The following is a 19,636-nucleotide window of genomic DNA, read 5'->3' on the forward strand; positions in this document are numbered from 1 at the left end:
TAACGGACCACTTTTCGGGAGGCAGACCAGTAGAGCGCCATGATCAGGCCGAGGATTTCGTTTGCCTCAGTCTGGTCCTCGAACACCGGACCGTCTCCGCCCCAGACGACAGGCAGCCATACGCTTGGCAGGATCATTTCGGGGCAGACGAGGAGGCCGGTGAGGAACCCGTCGAGCTCGGGCACCATCATGACTTCATCGTCTTCCTGAGAGACGAGGAAGTGATCGAGCCGGGCAAGGCCTTCGTCTGTCAGCTTGCGCATGCGAACGGCCCCGGCAGGAGTTCATCAAGTCGGCTCATGGGATGGCCCTGGGCAATGGCTTCGAGCGTTTTGGTCAGGTAGCCGAGCGGTTCGACGCCGTTGAGTTTGCAGGTTTCGATCAACGACGCGGTGCAGGCCCAGGCATGCGCGCCTTCATCATGACCGGCGAACAGATGGTTCTTGCGGCCGAGGGCCAGCGGACGGATGCGGTTCTCAACCGGGTTGCTGTCCATCTCGACATGGCCGTCAGAGAGGAACACCTGCAGCCCGCCCCAGCAGTTGGCGATGTAGGTGAGATGCTCACCCAGCCTGGACTTGGCAGAGATGCGTGCGCGTTTCTGCTTGAGCCAGTCGCCGAACGCAGCCACCAGCGGCGCGGTGCGGGCCTGGCGGACAAGCCGGCGCGCTTCCGGATCAAGGCCGCGGATTTCTGCTTCGATGGCGTAGAGCGCTGCGATCTGTTTGAGGCCTTCATCGGCAATGGGCGAGTTCGAGGACTTCTTGATCTCCACCAGCTTGCGGCGTGCATGCGCCCAGCAGTTGGCAAGCACGAGCGCGCCCTCCGGCCGGCCTTTCCGCGCGAGGCGCTTGTAGCCTGCATAGGCATCGACCTGCAGCGTTCCGGTGAACCCATTCAGGAACGCCTCGGCATGCTTTCCGCCCCGGCCATCAGCGTAGAAGTAGACCACACCCGGCGGACCTGTCCCGCCCCATCCGCGTTCATCCCGGGCCAGCGCCCAGAGATAACCGCTCTTGGTCATGCCTCGTCCAGGATCGAGCACCGGGCACCGGGTTTCGTCCATGAACAGGTGGCCTGAGGTTTTGAGGATTTCAGCAAGCCGCCGCGTCAGCGGAGAGAGATGATAGCCCGCGGCCCCGCTCCAGCCGGCGAGTGTCGAGCGATCCAGCAGGACACCGGACCGGGCAAAGATCTGCGCCTGCCGGTAAAGTGGAAGATGATCGCCGTATTTGGAGACGAGGACCTGCGCGATCAGCGCTTCGGTTGGCAAGCCGCCTTCGATCAGGTGCGCCGGGGCCGGCACCTGCGTCACGCCAGCCTCGCAGGTCCGGCAGGCATATTTGGGACGTACCGTGACGATCACCCGGAGCTGCGCCGGCACGCAGTCGAGCCGCTCCGTGCGGTCCTCGCCGATCCTCACCATCTCCCCGCAGCCGCACGGGCACTCAAGGCTCTCCGGTTCGATCACACGTTCGATCCGCTCAAGATGGTCTGGCAGGCGGCCGATATTGCGCCGGGAAGGCTCACGCGCCGTGCACCCGCGACTGCGCGCTTCGCTTTCTTCCTCAGCCTTTGCAACCGCCGTCTCGAGATCTTCAAGCAACAGGTCGAGCTGGTCCGGATCAAGGCGCTCAGACTTCTTGCCATAGAGCGCACGGCGCAGCTCCTTCACCAGGTACTCAAGCCGCGCGTTCAGGGCTTTGATTTCCCCAATCTCGTCGGCGATGGCGGCGGCGCTCTCTTCAGCCGCAGCGGCCTTTTTTTCAGCAGCGGCAGCTTTCTGTTCGTGCGCGGCGATCTGTTCTGCACGCGCCTCAATCAACTCCGCCTGCGCCGCCAGAACCGCCCGCACCTTCGGCGGAAGTCCGGCAAGTTCTGAAGCAGTGAGCGTCTCGGGCATAAGCCATATTATACACTGCTTCGTTCGCGGTGACTCGCTTATTCGACAAGGTTCGGACGGCGAACATTCACCGCGCGTACCTTGCGCCAGTCGAGACCTTCAAACAGCGCGCCGAACTGGGCTGCCGAGAGCTTCATCACCCCGTCCCGGATCGGCGGCCAGGCAAAGCTGCCCTGTTCGAGCCGCTTGTACGCCAGCACCAGCCCGCCGCCGTCCCAGGTCAGAACCTTGATCCGGTCCGCCCGCTTCGAACGGAACACGACGATGATCCCCGAATGAGGATCGAGGCCCAGCTCCGACTGCACCACCGCCGCAAGACCGTCATGGCCTTTGCGGAAGTCCACAGGCTTCACCGCCACGACCACCCTCAGGCCCTGTCCGGTCAGGATCATGTGATGCGCAGGACGCGGACAATGTCGCCAAGACGGGCCGCGCTGATATCCGCCGGCACCCGAACGACGATCCCGCCCGTCTCGATGCTGATCGCCCCGCACCTGCTTTGATCTTCATGCTCGGCCGTGCGGAGATCGCCCACGACCAGATGGGCAAAGGGTTCTTCGCCAGCCGATGGTAGTATCAGTCGCCCCTCGCGCACCGCCCGGCGCCATCCGGTTAGATGCTGCGGCGTCAGGCCGTGGCGATGCGCAACCGCGCTCACCTTCACGCCCGGCTCGAAGCTTTCGGCAACGATCTGCGCTTTGACCTCATCGGGCCAATTGCGACGCCCCGTCGGACCCTCGAGAACCTCAAGCCGGCTTATGTTGCTCCCAGCGGAAGCCAACAAATGTTGCACTGTTTGTTCCAACGCTTTGCTCCAAACCAAAACGCAAAGCTCGCCGAAACAACGTCGAAGGAGAACCCGTCATAACGGTGGGGCGGTCGCACCGCTTACGACCTTCTCGGCCAGTGCGGAAAGGCCATTAAAGCCCTTGCGCATGTCGGTCACGCCAGCCGCCAGCCAGACCCTGGTCGAAGCCGGAACCGGGATCATGTCACCTGCCTCAGGGCACGCAACACCCTCACCAGGGATGGCTCGTCCCTGCAGCGGATACGCGCTCCCGCCGCCAGTTCCACGATCACCTCATCGCCTGGCCCCGATAAAGGTTGGGCGGTCACCGCGACAGGCGCCGGACCGATCTTGACCGGAAGGAAACCCGTGACCGCCTTGTCGCCCCCGAAGCGGGGATCACGAAGCCAGTTGAAAATGACGTTCGCGTTCATGCCATGTCGGCGGGCCACTTCGGCTACCGACACAAACGGCTCCCGCGTCTCGGCCAGGACCTGGAGCTTGAAGGCCCTTGAATAACTCCGCCGCTTGCGCACAGGCTTATGGTCAAACATGGTCGGATCGTGTCCACTTGAATCAGGCGGACACTATCCGCCTCCATCCAACCAAAATCAGCATCGAGGCGTTCACCACAAGGGCGGGCAGACCGGACGGTTACATAGAATATATTATAATTGTCTGTAGAGCATCATACCGAATTTGTGGGGAGGCTCGTAAATACTGTTGATCGACAGCCACCCAACCCGTTCTACCAACACCATATCTGTCCAGATCGCCCCCTTTCAGGCCCGGACACGCCCGTGCTGCGAGCGCGCACAATCGAGACGTCCGCCGAAGCACAAGGAAAGCCAATGGCAGATAAAGTACCATGTGCAGCGACGGCAATACGTCCCTTTCTTGGCATCACAAACTCTCCTAATTTCGAATTACTCATTGGTAGCAACCAGGTAAGATTCGAGAAAATCGAGGCGGTCATTGCCCCAGAATATTTGATCATCGACAAACATAAGAGGCGCGCCGAATACGCCTCTTTGATAAGCTTGCGTACGCACCTTGCGATATTCGCCCTGGCCGGTTGGAGATGCTATGAATTCGCACAACCCATCGGCGTCGAGGCCAGTTTCTTCGGCACAACTTCGTAACTCGCTGAGATCACCAGGATCGATGCCAAGTCCCCAGATTCGGTGGTATGCCGCTGTGACAAAAGCTTCGGCCTGGCCATGGCCGCGAGCGTAAACCACCGCGCAGTTCCAGTCTGCACAGGCGAAACTCGCAGGAAATTTCAATGGCGCCGCGTATTTGACTGCCCAACGCTCCAGATCAGCCATCATGACCTTTATTTTCGGTGCAACTTCACGGTTGGATGGGCCATAGTTGCCAGCGGCAATCTTCGCCTCCGGAATGTCGATCGGCCAATATTCGATCTTGCAACCAGTCCTCCGGGCCAGGTCTGGCAACTTCAGCTGCGCGAGATAGCTGAAGGGACTGATAAAATCAAAATAGAAGTCGATTGTTTTGGTCAAGGTGCAATTCCAAAGCCGACCAGCTTCTCGTAGTTGTGCCAGAACCCAATAATGGCGCCTTCAGTGACCAGGTGGTCGGCATCATCGGGGCGATCGCCGCCCATGGCGATGTATGAGGCCGCGTCGTGTTCGCCTATGACAGCTCTCTGCACTATCTCGACCGCTTCGCCATCTTCCATGGAGACCAGCCCGGCCGGACCGATCAGGTTTGCCTGTTTCTGCCTGATCGCCTGCATCTCGACATCGTCGTCGGCATAGCCAAAATGGGTCCAGACGAGTTCGAAGCCATCGGTGCCCTTAGTCACGGTCTGCCTGACAGCCAGAGTGTTCTGGATTTGCTGGAGCACTAGGTTCGGGAAGACAGCAAGGATGACGAGGGTCACACCATCGTCGAATTCCTGCCGACCCTTCAGGAGCGACATGTCCTGAAGTTTGAACTCGGTGTCAAAAGTTCGGGAGTCGCCGTAGGCCTGCTTATCTGCCGCATCATCGTTGCTGGCGGCGATCGAATAAAGCAGTGAATGGCGCTTGTTAGCATCCATCACGCTCTTGCCCGTCTGTGTGGAGCGGTAGAGACCGAAAGTGTTATGGAACAGGTGGAGCAAACTCGCGTGATAAGGGTCGCGTGTGTTCTCCGCATACAGCTTCCAGTTGCCGTGGACATGCTGGCGCTGATCTCCAAGAACCTTGATCGGCTTGCACATGATACGTTCGATGTGCTCGATCACGATCGGCCCCAGAAAGTCACGCAGCGGCTCTACAGTTTCCGAAAAGCTGGCGAAGACCAACCCACCTACAGAATCTACGCGCAGCTTTCTAAGGCCATGCTCCTTCATGTCGAAGTCGCCCGGCATACCGCCCTGACCCTTAAGCCCGCGCCGGAACGGAACCCCGATCAGATTGCCTTCCAAATCATATGCCCACTGATGGTATACGCATTCCAGACTGGGCCGGTTGCCGCGCATCTCGCGGCAGACCAAGGCACCGCGGTGGGCGCAGCGGTTGACCACAACATGGACTTTTCCGTCGCTACCTCGGGTAACTATTACCGGGGTCTCGCCGATGAAGGTCGACTTGAAGTCTCCAGGCTCGGGAACTTCGGCTTCTAGTGCGACGAAGGACCACGTCTCACCCTGGAAGATGTTTTCCTGCTCGCGCCTGTAATAGTCCGGATCCGTGAATACCCGATAAGGAACACGGTAGCCCGCGACGTCCGCTGTTGCCGAAGACCCTCTGTTTTTAAGCGCTTTTTCTGCCATAACTACATTTCCATGATAAGGGTCAGATTGGACGAACCATCATTGTATCGATGACGTTTGTGTCAAAAACAGCGACCTTTGATATAAAAAGAGGCTGGTCTTCGCTGCAATCGATCTCGTCAATATACTTCCCGGCATTGTATATTTCGGTGTGTCCGTCCGCACGGGTCATGAGAACGGCGTAGTTCGTTTGCGTCGTTATCTTGAATTCATGCGCCGAAACGATGCGCGTCGGACCAAGGATGTGGCGATAGCTGTGGACCGGGAAAATGTTTGCCTTGCGTAGGGAAATTATGCGGTCGACCAACATGCCCTTGCTGTCGCAGAATATTGCGGACAGTGTCAGATTGCGATCATGGTTCTCGCGTGCGATGACGCGGTAGGTGCAATCCGGTACGAACAGGTCGGGCCATTTCTCCAGCCGGTCGTCATCTATCAATTCGGCGTGGGTCGCGTTGAGTTCGGTCGCAAGTTGCTGCAAGCGAAACCGCTCAGAAGTGGACAGGTCCATTTCAGGCCGCTCCGCCCAGTTCGTCGATGCAAACCCAACCATCCTCGATAGCAACCGCGTATGTTTTGACCGGAACCTGACATGGAAAGGCCTTCGCCGCCCCCGTGGCGATGTCGAACGAACCGCCATGAAAAGGACATTCGATGATGCCGCCATCCTGGTACCCATCGGTCAGCATGGCGTTTCCATGGGTGCACATGTTGTCGGTGACGAAGATGTCACCATTAACATTGTAAACAGCGAGCGCCGGCAGGTCATCCAGAAACACGCCGACCGGTTCGCCATCCTTGACGTCGGCAACTGGACAAAGACGTACCTTACTTGTCATAGTGTTTCGCAATCCTTTGAAATAATTGATATGACAGCCATTTTGGAGGCCCCTTACTGGAGAGGGATATCCATGCCGTACCCCTGGGCCTCATTGCCGTGGCCGAAAATATCGCGGGTGTAGAATTCCTGCTGGGCTGGCGCCTTGCGAGCACCCCAACCAAATTCCCACAACCAGCCGGACGGGTTGGCGCAGTAGAAGGTGAGGGCCAAATCGTTGGCATGTTTGCCAAGCTGAAGCGCGACATCGATCTGCCGCTCGCGCACGATGTCGTGAGCGAGCCCGAGGTCGTCCAGTTCAGTATATTCAAACATCAGATGGTTGATGCGCTTTTCCATCGGGCCGAGGCCGAAGGCGACCGAGTGCTGCCGTTCGTTGCAATGCATGAAGTACGGCATGGCAACCATGCCGTTGGGCAGGTGCAACTGGTATTCAACCGATCCGCGCAGCCCCAACAGGCGGTAAAACGCGGCTGCGGCTTCGACATCGTCTTGGCGCAGGATGCAGTGACCGATCCCTTCCGACCCGGTGACGAATTTGCCGAACATGGGGCGTCCGGGATGGAAAGGCTTGTGGGCATCCACTTGCGGGCCGAAGAAGATTTCGGTGGGGTTTCCACCGGGATCGGTCAACTTGGCCAGGCCGAGCACGCGACGCTCGCGGGCTTCGGCATCGCTCGCCACAGTCACTGCTACCCCGGCGTTGGTCAGCTTTTCAACCATTGCCTCGAACTCGGTCGGATCGCCAAGCCGCCAGCCCATATAGGCCAGATCGTCAGTGTCGCCTTTGATAAGTGCAATGCGATGATGCCACAGATCCATCCGGAGATAGATCCGATCACCCTCACCTTCGTCGACGACTTCCATTCCGGCAACCTCGGCTGCGTAGGCTCGCCACGCATCGAGATCTGTCACTGACATGCCCAGATATCCAAGTTCGGTGACCGATGACATTTGCTACTTCTCCCCTTTATCTCTGCCTTGGACGTTATGTCCAAATGCCCAACGGATCCGCCGTCGCCATTATTGCGACTTCGACTATCCGATTCTGTGGGTGTTATAACTCAAGATTTCTCATGGTGCAATACGTTGCATATACTAAATTCCTCGTGTATAGAAGGCAATGGTTAGGTCTGACAGTTCGATTCGTTGCCTGATGTTTCTCCATGTTTCCGACGATGCGGACGTGGGAAGTTCACGGCGCTCAAGGATTTCGGGCGCGGCATCTGACTGGAATTTAAAAAACGGGAGAAATCAGACATGAATGCGACGGAAGAGCTCGTTGGGCGTATTGCCGACCTGCAGGTCCTGCGGGGCCGATTACAATCATGGCTGGCCAAGGATGAAACGCGCGGCGTCTATCAGGTAGATCGTGCCGCTTTTACCGACCCCGAAATGTTTGAGCTTGAGGTAAAGTACGTTTTTGAACGCAACTGGGTGTTCGTTGCGCATGAAAGTCAGGTCGCTAAGCCCAACGATTTCATCACAACAAAAATCGGCAGGGTGCCTGTCCTTATTACGCGAGACAAGGCCGGGAACCTTCGTGGCATGATCAATGCCTGCGCGCATCGGGGCGCGCGCGTCTGCCGTGAAAAGGCCGGAAATAAGAAGAATTTCATGTGCCCGTTTCATGGATGGACCTATTCATCGGCAGGCGATTTGCTGGACGTCACGGAAGAAGCGGCTGGCGGCTATGCGCCGGGCTTCGACAAGGCTGATTTTGGTCTGCCGCAAATTGCGCGCCTTGAAAGCTATCGCGGTTTCATATTCGCAAGCCTTTCCGACGACGTCTTGCCGCTTGAGGATTATCTGGCTGGGTCGAAAACGTTCATTGACCTGCTTGTCGATCAATCCCAGACCGGAGAGCTTGAGGTAATCCCTGGTGCCACCCGATATCGTTATCAGGGCAACTGGAAGATGCAGGTTGAAAACGGTCTTGACGGATATCACGTCAGCACTGTCCACGCCAACTACTTCATGACCGTCCAGCGGCGTGTTCTGGGCGAATCGAAAAACGATACCAAGGCGATCGATTTTGCCAACTTCAATCAGCAGGATGGCGGGTCGTTCTCTTTCAAGAATGGCCATACGGTCCTGTGGGCTGACTATGCCAATTTCAAGGACCGACCGAACTTTCAGTGGATCGATTGGCTGACTGCCACCCACGGGGAAGAGAAGGTATTGTGGATGAACAAACGGATCCGCAATCTCCAGCTTTTCCCCAATGTGTTCCTGATGGACCAGACCAGCAGCCAGATCAGAATCATTCACCCGATTTCGGTCGATGAAACGGAAGTCACGACCTATTGCATCGCGCCTGTTGGTGAGAGTGCTGAGGCCCGGGCCTTGCGGATTCGGCAGTATGAAGACTTCTTCAACGCCAGCGGCATGGCGACACCCGATGACCTGACCGAGTTCAACAATTGCCAGATTGCTTTCGCCAGCGGTGAAGGCCGGATGAATGATATGTCGCGCGGCGCTCCCAGATGGGAGAAGGGCGCTGGACATTTCGGTGCAGGACTGGATGTAGACGCCGTCCTCAGCAGTCCCGCCGTGGCCGACGAAGGCCTTTATGTTGCGATCCATGATGAGTGGGTGAACCGCATGAATTCGGCGATCGATCGCGAAAGCGCTGAACTGATGGCGTTTGGGGACAAGGGGCTGGTTTTGTGACTGACGTAGATGCAAAATGGCTGTCGGTGTTGCGCTTCCTTGGGCGAGAGGCCCAGGCGCTGGACGAGAAGGACTGGGATTCCTGGTTGGCGCTCTACGACGAGGAGGCTGAATACTGGGTCCCTGCCTGGGATGATAGCGAACGCCTGACCGCCGATCCGAAGCGTGAAATCTCGCTCATCTATTATCATAACCGGGGCGGGCTGGAAGATCGGGTGTTTCGCATCCGGACCGGCCGGTCTTCATCCAGTACGCCTGCTCCGCGGACGCAGCATATGTTCACGCTGCTGTCGGTCGATGACACCGCTGCTGGTTTGCAGGTGCGAACCTCATGGACCGTCACTTCGGTGCTTGAAGGCGATGTCACCGTTTACAGCGGATCCGCGCACTACGACCTTGCGCCAGCAGGCAATTCCTTTGTGATCAAGCGCAAGAAGACGATTGTGATAAACGACGTCGCCAAGACAATGCTCGATGTCTACAGTATCTGACCGGCCAATGGGTTCGCTTGGCACACGGCCGGTCGTTGGAACGATGATCGGCGATCCTGCCGGGATCGGTCCGCAGGTTGCGGTCAAGGCGCTTGCGAGCGGGCAAGTTCACGAAGTGTCTGTCCCGGTTCTGGTCGGGTCGTCTGCGGCCGTCGAACGGGCCATCGACATGACCGGGGTCAAAGCGCGCGTGCGTGCCATGAAGTCGCTCGAGACGCCCAGTGACGATCCCGGCGTGATTGATGTGATCGACACCGGTGCCTTGCCTGCCGGGGTTCTGCCGCTGGGCGAAGACACTGAGGCGGCGGGGCACGCGTCGGCGCAGTGGCTTGATGAGCTTGATGCGCTGGCGCGGGACGGATCCTTTGCCGCGACGATCATGGGACCGATCAGTACCGGTTCGCTGAAGATGGCCGGCAAGCTGGACAAGGTTATCAGCCCCACGCCCGGCGAGAGCTATCTCGTTTTGCTGACCGGCCCCTTGCGGGTAGCGCACCTCACCGATCATATGTCCTTGCGGCAAGTGATAGATGTCATTTCCGCCGATCTGGTGGCCAAAGCCATCGGGCAGGTGAACGACGCTATGCGGTCTTGGGGCATCGCTAAACCGCGCATCGCGGTTGCCGGGCTAAATCCCCACGCCATGGGCGATGAGGAGCGGCTGGCCATCGCGCCGGGTGTCGAGGGGGCCAAGGCCATGGGGATTGCCGTCGAAGGGCCGGTCGCGCCGGATTCAGTCTTTCGCCAGTGTATCGAGGGCCGCTACGACATGGTTCTCGCGATGTTCCACGATCAGGGCCATATTGCTGTCAAGACCTGGGGGTTTTCGGGCAACTGCGTAATCATGATGGGGCCGCCCTATCTCCACATGTCGGTCGCCCATGGCACCGCCTACGACATTGTCGGTTCAGGCATAGCGGACGCGGCGATGATGCTCAGTGCGATGCGCACCTGTGGGCGGCTCGCATCTGGGCAGGGATTTGAACTTCAAGGAGAAGCGAAATGAATACTCAAGTGCGGGTTGAGGCCCAGCGATCAATCCCCACGGCGATCGACTATAAGGTCTATCACGACCCCGAAGTATTCGCTGCGGAACAGCGCAACGTCTTCAAGGGTCGCACCTGGTGTTACCTTGGACTAGAAGCCGAAATTCCCAATGCTGGCGATTTTCGAACGAGCCATGTCGGTGAAACACCCGTAGTTCTGGTGCGCGGGCAGGAGGACAAGGTTTTCGCCTGGGTCAACCGGTGCGCGCACAAGGGAGCAACTGTATGCCGCTCACTGCGCGGCAATCAGGCTGATGGCGCTTTTGTCTGCGTATACCATCAGTGGGCTTACGATTCCGAAGGAACGCTAGTTGGCGTGCCGTTCCGGCGCGGCATGAAGGGCGTCGGCGGCTATGATAAGGATTTCGATCCGGCCAATCACTCGCTCGAGAAGCTTCGGGTGGAGAGCTACAAGGGGATGGTGTTTGGGACGTTTTCGTCTGAAATAGAGCCGCTCGAGGACTTTCTAGGCCCCGTGATGCGCAAATATATCGACCGGGTTTTCCAGCGCCCGATCAAAGTGTTGGGCTATTCGCGGCAGTATATGGCGGGCAATTGGAAGCTCTATTCCGAAAACAGCCGGGATAGCTATCACGGCGCCTTGCTACATCTGTTCTATCCCACCTTCGGCATTTACCGCCAAAGCCAGGACAGCGCGGGAGAACTTGCCGAGCAGGGCTTCCATAACGTCTTTACGGTGTCCAAACCCAAGGGCGACATCGATTACACGTCGTTCGGCGACGAAGCCAATCGGGAGATGCAAGGGGCCACGAAATTGCAGGATGAAAGACTGTTGCAATTCCGGCCCGAAATTGACGACGATGTGGGGCTGCACATCCAATCGCTGTTCCCCAACGTGGTGCTGCAGCAAATCCAGAACACGCTGGCGACTCGTCAGATCGTGACGCTTGGCCCTGACAAGACCGAGCTGGTCTGGACTTACTTTGGCTATGCCGACGATGATGAGGAAACAACGCGGCACCGCCTGCGCAACCTGAATCTCGTTGGGCCTTCCGGGCTGATATCGATGGAGGACGGCGAAGCGGTCGAGCTTTGCCAGCAGGGGACCATCGGGGCGGAAGGCAAGTTTAATTTCATCGAAATGGGTGGCGACGATGTACGCGAATATTACGCACCGATGGGCATGGATGAGAACGCCGTGCGTGGATTCTGGAAAGGATATCTGGAATTGATGGGTGATGCCTTGTCGGCCTCGACAGCGGAGGTGCCGGCATGACGATCGCAGATCCAGTTCTGCAAGGTCTGATCGATTCCCTGAACGCCGCTTACGGTCTATGCCTCGATGACGGGCGCCTTGAAGATTGGCCCGAGTTCTTTGTTGAAGATTGCCTCTATCAGGTGATCGCTCGCGAGAATGTCGACAATGGCCTGCCTGCTGCAGTGATGTATTGTGATAGCAAGGGAATGCTGGTTGATCGCGTGGTGGCCCTGCGCCAGGCCAACGTGTTCCCAGAACATTTCAGTCGTCATCTAATCTCTCGGGCGGTTGTGACTGGGAGCGAAGGGAACACGGTGACGGCGGAGGCCAGCTATGCCGTGCTGCAAACCCGCAACGACGGTGAAACGCGCATCTTTAATGCCGGAAAGTATGTCGACAGGTTCCTTGTCGAGGACGGCGCGGCAAGGTTGGTCAGCCGGACGTGCGTCTACGACACCCACCGGATCGCGACCCTGCTGGCGACCCCGATCTGACGGCCGTAATTTTTACCAACAAGAGACAAGAGGAGAAACACAATGCAATTGTTTATTAGTCCCGGCGCCTGTTCGCTTGCACCGCATATTGCCCTGCGCGAAGCCGGCGCGGATTTCGAGGCGGTCAAGGTCGATCTCGCAACCCGCAAAACCGAAGCAGGCGACGATTTTCTGGCCGTTAATCCATCCGGCAAGGTCCCGGCGCTGACCCTGGACAACGGTCAGAGCCTGACCGAGAACCCAGCAATTCTGCTTTATATCGCCGATCAAAATCCCGGAGTCGGCTTGGCGCCAGCGGAGGGCAGCATTGAGCGCTATCAGCTGTTGAGCCGCCTCAGCTTTCTCGGCTCGGAATTGCACAAGGCGTTCGTCCCGCTGTTCACGCCTGGCACAACGGACGACGCCAAGGCCGCAGCGACGGTCGCCGTGAAAGGTCATTTGGCCGGACTTGATCAGGAAATCGCTGGCAAGGAATATTATGTCGGCGAAGCATTTAGCGTCGCTGATATCTACCTGTTCGTAATCCTCGGCTGGCCCGCCCATGTCGGCATCGACATGGCAGCTTATCCTGCGCTCGGCGCTTTTGCTGGCAAGATAGCGCAGCGTCCCTCGGTGGGAGCAGCTCTCAAGGCAGAAGGCCTCCTCTGAATTTCTTTCGCTGACACTATCGGGAGCAATTGCGATGGTTGCAAAGCTTTGGCCTATTGCAAATGCATTCTTTTTAGAGCAATAACAAATAATAACAAATTTGGTCTTTTGGAGTAAATCCGGGCGGGTCGGGTTCTTGCAGGAACAAGATTCGTCGGGGTTACCGGAACCAACACAAAAAAGTTCGGGAGAGATATGATCACCGCTTCGAATGAAGTCGCACGCGCCGAGATCGGCAAATCGCTGGTCGTGGATAACTGCGCAACCAATTATCATGATGTCGGCGAAGGCGCGGCGGTTTTGCTGGTCCATGGCTCAGGGCCTGGCGTCACCGCCTGGGCCAATTGGCGACTTAATATGCCCGAACTAGCTAAGCGGTTCCGAGTCATTGCGCCAGATATGTTCGGTTTTGGCTATTCCGATTCCAAGGGCCGAGTCGAAGACAAGCAGATCTGGGTTGATCAGTTGGCAGCGCTGCTCGACGAACTTGGCATCGACAAGGTGTCAATGGTGGGCAATTCGTTCGGTGGCGGCATTACCCTTGCTTTCATGATCGCTCATCCAGATCGGGTCGAGCGGGCGGTGCTGATGGGGCCAGCCGGTCTTGAATTTCCGATTACACCCGCGCTTGAGGAAGTCTGGGGCTACGAACCTTCGGTCGAAGCCATGCGCTCATCACTCAAGTATCTTGCTTGGGATCACAGCAGGCTGACTGACGATCTGGTCAAGTCGCGATATGAAGCAAGTATCCGTCCGGGTGCGCATGAACCTTACCATGCGACCTTCGGCGGCCCAGACCGCCAGAGCAATATAGCGATGCTGGCAAGCCGCGAAGAAGATATTACCGCGCTGCAGCACGAGACCCTGATCCTGCATGGCCGGTCCGATCAGGTCATTCCGCTGGAGTCGAGCGTGCGCTTGGCCAATCTGCTGCCTCGTGCGGACCTGCACGTTTTCGGCGAATGCGGGCACTGGGTTCAGATTGAGCGCATGGCCAGCTTTAACCGAATTGTGTCTGAATTTTTCACCACCGGCCTCAATGGCTGACTCATACAAGGAGAACTGAAATGGCTGTAACTGGTGTACTCCGTCCAGGATACGTGCAGCTGAGGGTCCTCGATCTCGACGAGGCTATTGTTCATTACCGTGACCGGATCGGTCTCAATCTCGTCAGCGTCGAGGATGGGCGTGCCTATTTCCAGGCGTTCGACGAATTCGACCGCCACAGCATCATCCTGCGCGAAGCGGATTCGGCCGGATTAGATCGGATGGCGTTCAAGGTCGCGAAAGACTCCGATCTTGATCATTTTGCCGCACGCCTGCTCGATGCGGGAGTTGACGTCGATGTCATTCCCGCTGGCGAAGATCCGGGTGTCGGACGCAAAATCCGCTTCAACACGCCGACCGCGCATGAGTTTGACCTATACGCAGAAATGGAGCTGTCCGAAACCGGGCCCGCAGTACGGAACCCTGATGTCTGGATCGCCGAGCCCCGCGGCATGCGCGCGACCCGGTTTGACCACTGTGCGCTCAACGGCGTGGACATCTCGGCGAGCGCCAAGATCTTCGTGGAAGTTCTCGACTTCTCCGTCACCGAGGAACTGGTCGACGAAAGTACGGGGGCACGTCTCGGTATCTTCCTGTCATGCAGCAACAAGGCCCATGATGTCGCCTTTCTGGGCTATCCGGAAGATGGCCGGATCCACCACACTTCGTTCTTTCTCGAATCCTGGCACGATGTTGGGCACGCGGCTGACATTATCAGTCGCTACGATATCTCGCTCGACATCGGCCCTACGCGCCACGGGATCACTCGCGGCCAGACGATCTATTTCTTCGATCCGTCGGGCAACCGCAACGAGACGTTCAGCGGCGGCTATTTCTACTACCCCGACAACCCGCGCCGCATGTGGCAGGCGGAAAACGCAGGCAAGGCGATTTTCTATTACGAGAAGGCGCTGACCGACCGCTTCATGACGGTAAACACCTGATCATGGACGGTTTGGTGACAATCCGGACAATCGGACACGGCTTGGCCGCACAAGCGGTTTCGGCCGCCGTCGCCAAGGGCGAGGAAACCGGTTGCCCGGTCGTTGCCGCCGTCATCGGTGGAGGAGGCGAACTGGTGGCTCTGCTGCGAGCAAGCGGAACACCCTTTCCCTCGTCACAAATTGCCCAGGACAAGGCCTATACCGCCGCCAGCTTTCGGGTTGCGACGCCTGACGTGTACAAGATGGTTTCGGGCAATCCGGCGCTGAGCGCCGGGATAACCGTTCAGCCGGGGATCGTGATGTTTGGCGGGGGGCTGCCCATCGTTATCGATGGCGAATTCGTCGGCGCAATCGGCGTCTCTGGTGGATCTGAAGAACGCGACATTGCCTGCGCCAACGCGGGCCTATCCGCAATCGGCGCAGGGCAGCAGTGAGCGGCCAGCGCCTCAATAAATTGGAACGATAGAACTCAAATGACTACCAATTCGCCTCGACCTGTAGCCGACACCATCCTCAATTTCATTGGGGGTTCCTATCGCAAGGGCAGCCAGGGAAAGACCTTTGACAACGTCAATCCTGCAACCGGACAGACGATCGGCACGGTTCATGAGGCAAGTGAAGCCGATGTCGCCGATGCAGTGGCGGCGGCTGAGGCGGCTCTTGATGGTCCTTGGGGCAAGATGACGACGGCCGAGAGGGTCAAGTTGATCGTCGCGGTGGCCGCCGAAATCGAGCGCCGTGCGGATGATTTTCTCGATGCCGAGGTGGCCGATACCGGCAAGCCCCGTCACGTGGCTTCGCACATCGACATTCCTCGCGGCGCGGCGAATTTCCGCATGTTCGCCGACGTTATCGCGACGATGCCAGGCGAATCCTTCACCACGCCGACGCCCGATGGTGGGCAGGCGATCAATTATGCCGTGCGCAAGCCCAAGGGCGTGATCGCGGTGATCTGCCCGTGGAACTTCCCGTTGCTGCTGATGACCTGGAAGGTCGGACCGGCGCTAGCCTGCGGAAACACAGTGGTAATCAAGCCTTCGGAGGAAACCCCCCGAACAGCAGCGCTTCTGGGCGAAGTCATGAACGCGGTGGGGATGCCCGAAGGTGTCTACAACGTCGTCCATGGTTTCGGCGGCGGCTCGGCGGGCGAGTTCCTGACCTCCAACAAGGATGTCGATGCGATCACTTTTACCGGCGAGACCGGAACCGGGCAGGCGATCATGCAAAAGGCTGCAGTCGGGGTCCGCGACGTTTCTTTCGAGCTCGGCGGCAAGAATGCGGCGATCGTCTTCGCCGACGCTGATCTCGACAAGGCGATTGAGGGCCTGTCACGCTCGGTCTTCCTCAACACCGGGCAGGTCTGTCTCGGCACAGAGAGAGTATACGTCGAGCGGCCGATATTTGATGAATTCGTGCAGCGGATGGCGCTAGCCGCGCAGACGTTCAAACCCGGCGTGATAGGCGATCCGACCTACCTTGGGCCGTTGATCAGCGCAGAGCACCGCGACAAGGTGCTCGGCTATTACGCGAAAGCGGTCGAAGAAGGGGCGACGGTTGTCGCCGGCGGCGGCGTTCCGAAAGTCGATGGCGATCAGGCGGGCGGCTTCTATGTCGAGCCGACGCTGTGGACCGGACTTGCGCACGACAGCACAGTGATGCGGGAGGAGATCTTCGGTCCGTGCTGCGGGGTAATCCCGTTCGACTCCGAAGACGAGGTTATCGCGCTGGCCAATGACACCGACTACGGATTGTGCGCGACCGTGTGGACCGAAAACCTTTCGCGCGCGCACCGGGTGGCAGCGGCGATGCAGGTCGGTGTGTGCTGGGTCAATTGCTGGTTCCTGCGCGATTTGCGCACGGCGTTTGGCGGGTCTGGCCATTCCGGGATCGGCCGGGAGGGCGGTGTTCACAGCCTCGAATTCTACACTGAAACCGCAAACATTTGTGTGAAGCTCTGAGATTATGACCATGGAAACCACGATAGACCCTCGGGTCATTCAACAAGCAGCCGAACAATTGCGCGGTGCCGCGACAAGCGGAACGCCCGTCGCACCGGTTCGCGACCTCATATCGGCGGGCGGGGTGGATGCGGCCTATGCCGTGCAGGAGGTCAATACCCGGCACTATGTCGACAGCGGACGAAGACTGGTAGGCCGCAAGATCGGCCTCACTTCGCTTGCAGTCCAGCGGCAGCTTGGTGTCGACCAGCCCGATTACGGCATGCTGTTTGCCGACATGGACGTGCCTGAAGGCATACCGGTTTCGCTTGATCAGGTGATTCAGCCCAAGGTCGAAGCTGAGATCGCGATCGTCATCGGTCGCGACCTGCCCCATCCGGACCTGACGACCGCCGAAATGATCCGCGCGGTGGAATATGTCGTGCCGGCGATCGAGATCGTCGACAGCCGGGTAGCCAATTGGGACATTCGCATCTGGGATACGGTTGCCGATAATGCCTCAAGTGGCCTGTTCGTGCTGGGCGCGGTTCCGCGCAAGCTCGATGGGCTCGATCTGCGTGAATGCGGCATGGTGATGGAGATCAAGGGCGAACCCATTTCGGTCGGCGCTGGTATCGCCTGCCTGGGCAGCCCGATCACCGCATCGTTGTGGCTGGCGCGGGTCATGGCGCGGGTCGGCCGGCCGCTGCTTGAAGGCGACGTGATCCTGTCCGGCGCGCTCGGCCCCATGGCCGGAGTGAACCGAGGCGATGTCGTCGAGGCAAGAATAAACGGTGTCGGAATGGTGCGGGCAGAATTCGCCGCCGATACCAACTGAAAACTGGATGAAAGACAAGCGTATGCCAAAAATGAAATGTGCGATCATAGGCTCGGGAAATATCGGCACCGACCTGATGATCAAGTTGCTCAAAGGTTCAGATGTGCTCGAACTTGCCGCAGTGGTTGGTATCGACCCGGCATCCGAGGGGCTGGCGATGGCCCGCGAACGGGGCGTGGAAACCACCCACGAGGGGATTGAAGGGCTACGCAAGCTGTCCGTCTATTCGGAGATCGGGATCGCTTTTGACGCGACCTCGGCTTACGCCCACAAGGAGCATGATGCCGCGTTGCAGCAGGATGGCAAACTGGTCGTTGACCTGACACCCGCAGCATTGGGACCATTTTTCGTGCCCCCGGTCGGAAATGTGCTCGACAGCAGCGTCCGCAACGTGAACATGGTCACCTGCGGAGGCCAGGCGACCATCCCGATCGTCGCAGCCGTATCACGCGTGAGTCCTGTCCATTACGCAGAAATTGTCGCATCGGTTTCGTCGCGTTCAGCGGGGCCGGGAACCCGCGCCAATATCGACGAGTTCACCCGGACCACTGCTAAGGCGATCGAGGTCGTTGGCGGTGCGCGCCGCGGACGCGCGATTATCATCCTCAATCCGGCTGAACCGCCGATGATCATGCGCGACACGATTTTCACGCTGACCGATCAGGTTGACGAGGATCTTATCCGGCAGTCGGTGCAGGACATGGTGCAGACCGTCCAGTCTTATGTCCCCGGCTATCGCCTCAAGCAGGAGGTACAGTTCGAGCGGTTTGGTTCGAACCAGCCTCTCAAAATCCCCGGCTATGGCGAGTTCGTCGGTCTCAAGACCAGCGTTTTCCTCGAGGTAGAGGGGGCGGGCGATTACCTGCCAAAATATTCCGGCAACCTCGACATTATGACAGCTGCGGCCAAGGCGGCCGGCGAGCGGCTTGCATTGCAGAACCTAGAAAGGGTGGCACCATGACCTTCAACCCTGAAACCGGCAAGCTTTACATCCAGGACGTCACCCTGCGTGACGGGATGCACGCAATCCTTCACATGTACGGCACCGACAGCGTCCGCACGATCGCCAAGGCCCTGGACGATGCCGGTGTCGACGCCATTGAAGTGTCGCACGGTGACGGTCTCAACGGCACGTCATTCAACTATGGCTTTGGCTCTCACACCGACTGGGAATGGATCGAGGCGGCAGCCGACGTGATCAAACGGGCGGTGCTGACCACGCTGCTGGTCCCTGGCATCGGCACGGTCGAAGAGCTTCGCCGCGCTTACGCATTGGGTGTTCGCTCGGTACGTGTTGCAACCCATTGCACTGAAGCAGACGTTGCCAAGCAGCATATCGGTATCGCCCGCGATCTTGGTATGGATGTATCGGGCTTTTTGATGATGAGCCACATGATCGACGCCGAGGCGCTGGCCCAGCAGGCCATGCTGATGGAAAGCTATGGCGCGCACTGTGTTTATGTGACCGACAGCGGCGGCGCACTCGACATGGACGGTGTGCGCGAGCGGCTGCGGGCTTACGACCGCGTTCTCAAGCCAGAAACCCAGCGCGGCATGCATGCCCACCACAATTTGTCGCTCGGTGTCGCAAATTCGATCGTTGCCGCTCAGGAAGGCGCAGTACGGATCGATGCCAGCCTTGCAGGCATGGGGGCAGGGGCGGGCAACGCCCCGCTCGAAGTGTTCGTTGCTGCGGCCGACCGAAAGGGCTGGAACCATGGATGCGACGTGATGGCGTTGATGGACGCAGCGGAAGATCTGGTCCGTCCACTCCAGGATCGCCCGGTGCGGGTCGACCGCGAGACGCTGAGCCTGGGCTATGCCGGTGTCTATTCAAGCTTTCTTCGTCACGCGGAAAAGGCGGCCGAACAATACGGCCTCGACACCCGCGAAATTCTGATCGAACTGGGTAAACGGCGCATGGTTGGCGGGCAGGAAGACATGATTGTCGATGTTGCGCTCGATCTCGTTTCCGCGCGGGCAACATAG

General features: G+C 58.6%; 23 protein-coding genes and 1 pseudogene. 13 read left to right on the forward strand and 11 right to left on the reverse strand.

Annotated features, from left to right (window positions below):
* The 11 genes and pseudogenes from HOC_RS16660 to bphC form a co-directional block, all read right to left on the reverse strand.
* The coding region (locus HOC_RS16660; protein WP_035540694.1) for a YecA/YgfB family protein at positions 1–263 on the reverse strand (263 nt) is incomplete at its 3' end.
* Entirely contained in the window at positions 251–1,903 is a 1,653-nt protein-coding gene (tnpC, locus tag HOC_RS16665) for an IS66 family transposase (protein WP_084146413.1), read from the reverse strand. The genes tnpC and HOC_RS16660, both read right to left, overlap by 13 nt.
* A 38-nt stretch (positions 1,904–1,941) precedes the next feature.
* The gene (tnpB, locus tag HOC_RS16670; protein ID WP_035540695.1) at positions 1,942–2,295 is read right to left on the reverse strand and encodes an IS66 family insertion sequence element accessory protein TnpB; all 354 of its coding nucleotides are present in this window, start codon (positions 2,293–2,295) and stop codon (positions 1,942–1,944) included.
* Positions 2,292–2,696, reverse strand: a complete 405-nt coding sequence (gene tnpA, locus HOC_RS16675) for an IS66-like element accessory protein TnpA (protein ID WP_206741593.1) — start codon at positions 2,694–2,696, stop codon at positions 2,292–2,294. The genes tnpB and tnpA (HOC_RS16675) overlap by 4 nt, the downstream gene beginning before the upstream one ends.
* A gap of 96 nt (positions 2,697–2,792) precedes the next feature.
* Positions 2,793–2,894: pseudogene (locus HOC_RS22845) on the reverse strand (IS66 family insertion sequence element accessory protein TnpB); the annotation flags it as partial.
* Positions 2,891–3,244 (reverse strand): IS66-like element accessory protein TnpA, encoded by a 354-nt coding sequence (gene tnpA, locus HOC_RS16685; protein ID WP_045695144.1) that lies wholly within the window; start codon positions 3,242–3,244, stop codon positions 2,891–2,893. The gene tnpA (HOC_RS16685) and the pseudogene HOC_RS22845, both read right to left, overlap by 4 nt.
* 372 nt (positions 3,245–3,616) lie before the next feature.
* Positions 3,617–4,213 (reverse strand): 2-hydroxychromene-2-carboxylate isomerase, encoded by a 597-nt coding sequence (locus HOC_RS16690; protein WP_035540696.1) that lies wholly within the window; start codon positions 4,211–4,213, stop codon positions 3,617–3,619.
* Positions 4,210–5,472, reverse strand: coding sequence for an aromatic ring-hydroxylating dioxygenase subunit alpha (locus tag HOC_RS16695; protein ID WP_035540699.1), 1,263 nt, complete (start codon positions 5,470–5,472; stop codon positions 4,210–4,212). The genes HOC_RS16690 and HOC_RS16695 overlap by 4 nt, the downstream gene beginning before the upstream one ends.
* 22 nt (positions 5,473–5,494) lie before the next feature.
* Positions 5,495–5,983, reverse strand: a complete 489-nt coding sequence (locus tag HOC_RS16700; RefSeq protein ID WP_045695146.1) for an aromatic-ring-hydroxylating dioxygenase subunit beta — start codon at positions 5,981–5,983, stop codon at positions 5,495–5,497.
* Between the two features lies 1 nt (position 5,984).
* On the reverse strand, positions 5,985–6,311 hold the full coding sequence (locus HOC_RS16705; RefSeq protein WP_035540700.1) for a non-heme iron oxygenase ferredoxin subunit: 327 nt from the start codon (positions 6,309–6,311) through the stop codon (positions 5,985–5,987).
* Positions 6,312–6,364: 53 nt separating this feature from the next.
* Positions 6,365–7,264: a biphenyl-2,3-diol 1,2-dioxygenase gene (bphC, locus tag HOC_RS16710; protein ID WP_035540701.1), complete on the reverse strand. Its 900-nt coding sequence runs from the start codon at positions 7,262–7,264 to the stop codon at positions 6,365–6,367.
* Between the two features lie 306 nt (positions 7,265–7,570).
* Between bphC and HOC_RS16715 the strand changes: the two genes are divergently transcribed.
* The 13 genes from HOC_RS16715 to dmpG all read left to right on the forward strand — a co-directional run bounded on the left by HOC_RS16715 (position 7,571) and on the right by dmpG (position 19,636).
* Positions 7,571–8,983 carry an SRPBCC family protein gene (locus tag HOC_RS16715; RefSeq protein WP_045695147.1) on the forward strand — a complete coding sequence of 471 codons (1,413 nt, stop codon included), beginning with the start codon at positions 7,571–7,573 and terminating at the stop codon, positions 8,981–8,983.
* On the forward strand, positions 8,980–9,474 hold the full coding sequence (locus HOC_RS16720) for an aromatic-ring-hydroxylating dioxygenase subunit beta (protein ID WP_035540703.1): 495 nt from the start codon (positions 8,980–8,982) through the stop codon (positions 9,472–9,474). The genes HOC_RS16715 and HOC_RS16720 overlap by 4 nt, the downstream gene beginning before the upstream one ends.
* Entirely contained in the window at positions 9,458–10,480 is a 1,023-nt protein-coding gene (locus tag HOC_RS16725) for a PdxA family dehydrogenase (protein WP_045695149.1), read from the forward strand. Before HOC_RS16720 ends, HOC_RS16725 begins: the two co-directional genes overlap by 17 nt.
* Positions 10,477–11,757, forward strand: a complete 1,281-nt coding sequence (locus HOC_RS16730) for an aromatic ring-hydroxylating dioxygenase subunit alpha (protein ID WP_035540707.1) — start codon at positions 10,477–10,479, stop codon at positions 11,755–11,757. Before HOC_RS16725 ends, HOC_RS16730 begins: the two co-directional genes overlap by 4 nt.
* A complete protein-coding gene (locus HOC_RS16735; protein ID WP_035540708.1) occupies positions 11,754–12,233 on the forward strand; it encodes an aromatic-ring-hydroxylating dioxygenase subunit beta in 480 nt (159 codons plus the stop codon). The genes HOC_RS16730 and HOC_RS16735 overlap by 4 nt, the downstream gene beginning before the upstream one ends.
* Positions 12,234–12,275: 42 nt before the next feature.
* Positions 12,276–12,881: a glutathione transferase GstA gene (gene gstA, locus HOC_RS16740; RefSeq protein WP_035540710.1), complete on the forward strand. Its 606-nt coding sequence runs from the start codon at positions 12,276–12,278 to the stop codon at positions 12,879–12,881.
* A gap of 195 nt (positions 12,882–13,076) precedes the next feature.
* Positions 13,077–13,928, forward strand: a complete 852-nt coding sequence (locus tag HOC_RS16745) for an alpha/beta fold hydrolase (RefSeq protein WP_035540711.1) — start codon at positions 13,077–13,079, stop codon at positions 13,926–13,928.
* 20 nt (positions 13,929–13,948) lie between these two features.
* Positions 13,949–14,872, forward strand: a complete 924-nt coding sequence (locus HOC_RS16750) for a catechol 2,3-dioxygenase (protein ID WP_035540713.1) — start codon at positions 13,949–13,951, stop codon at positions 14,870–14,872.
* 14 nt (positions 14,873–14,886) lie between these two features.
* Complete coding sequence (locus tag HOC_RS16755; protein WP_206741594.1) at positions 14,887–15,306, forward strand: GlcG/HbpS family heme-binding protein; 420 nt, start codon at positions 14,887–14,889, stop codon at positions 15,304–15,306.
* A gap of 39 nt (positions 15,307–15,345) precedes the next feature.
* Positions 15,346–16,830, forward strand: a complete 1,485-nt coding sequence (locus HOC_RS16760) for a 2-hydroxymuconic semialdehyde dehydrogenase (RefSeq protein WP_035540717.1) — start codon at positions 15,346–15,348, stop codon at positions 16,828–16,830.
* Between the two features lie 4 nt (positions 16,831–16,834).
* Entirely contained in the window at positions 16,835–17,647 is an 813-nt protein-coding gene (locus HOC_RS16765) for a fumarylacetoacetate hydrolase family protein (protein WP_035540718.1), read from the forward strand.
* A gap of 22 nt (positions 17,648–17,669) precedes the next feature.
* The gene (locus tag HOC_RS16770) at positions 17,670–18,608 is read left to right on the forward strand and encodes an acetaldehyde dehydrogenase (acetylating) (protein ID WP_035540761.1); all 939 of its coding nucleotides are present in this window, start codon (positions 17,670–17,672) and stop codon (positions 18,606–18,608) included.
* Positions 18,605–19,636, forward strand: coding sequence for a 4-hydroxy-2-oxovalerate aldolase (gene dmpG, locus HOC_RS16775; RefSeq protein WP_035540720.1), 1,032 nt, complete (start codon positions 18,605–18,607; stop codon positions 19,634–19,636). The genes HOC_RS16770 and dmpG overlap by 4 nt, the downstream gene beginning before the upstream one ends.

The sequence above is a fragment of the Hyphomonas oceanitis SCH89 genome (genome assembly GCF_000685295.1).
Taxonomy (GTDB): domain Bacteria; phylum Pseudomonadota; class Alphaproteobacteria; order Caulobacterales; family Hyphomonadaceae; genus Hyphomonas; species Hyphomonas oceanitis.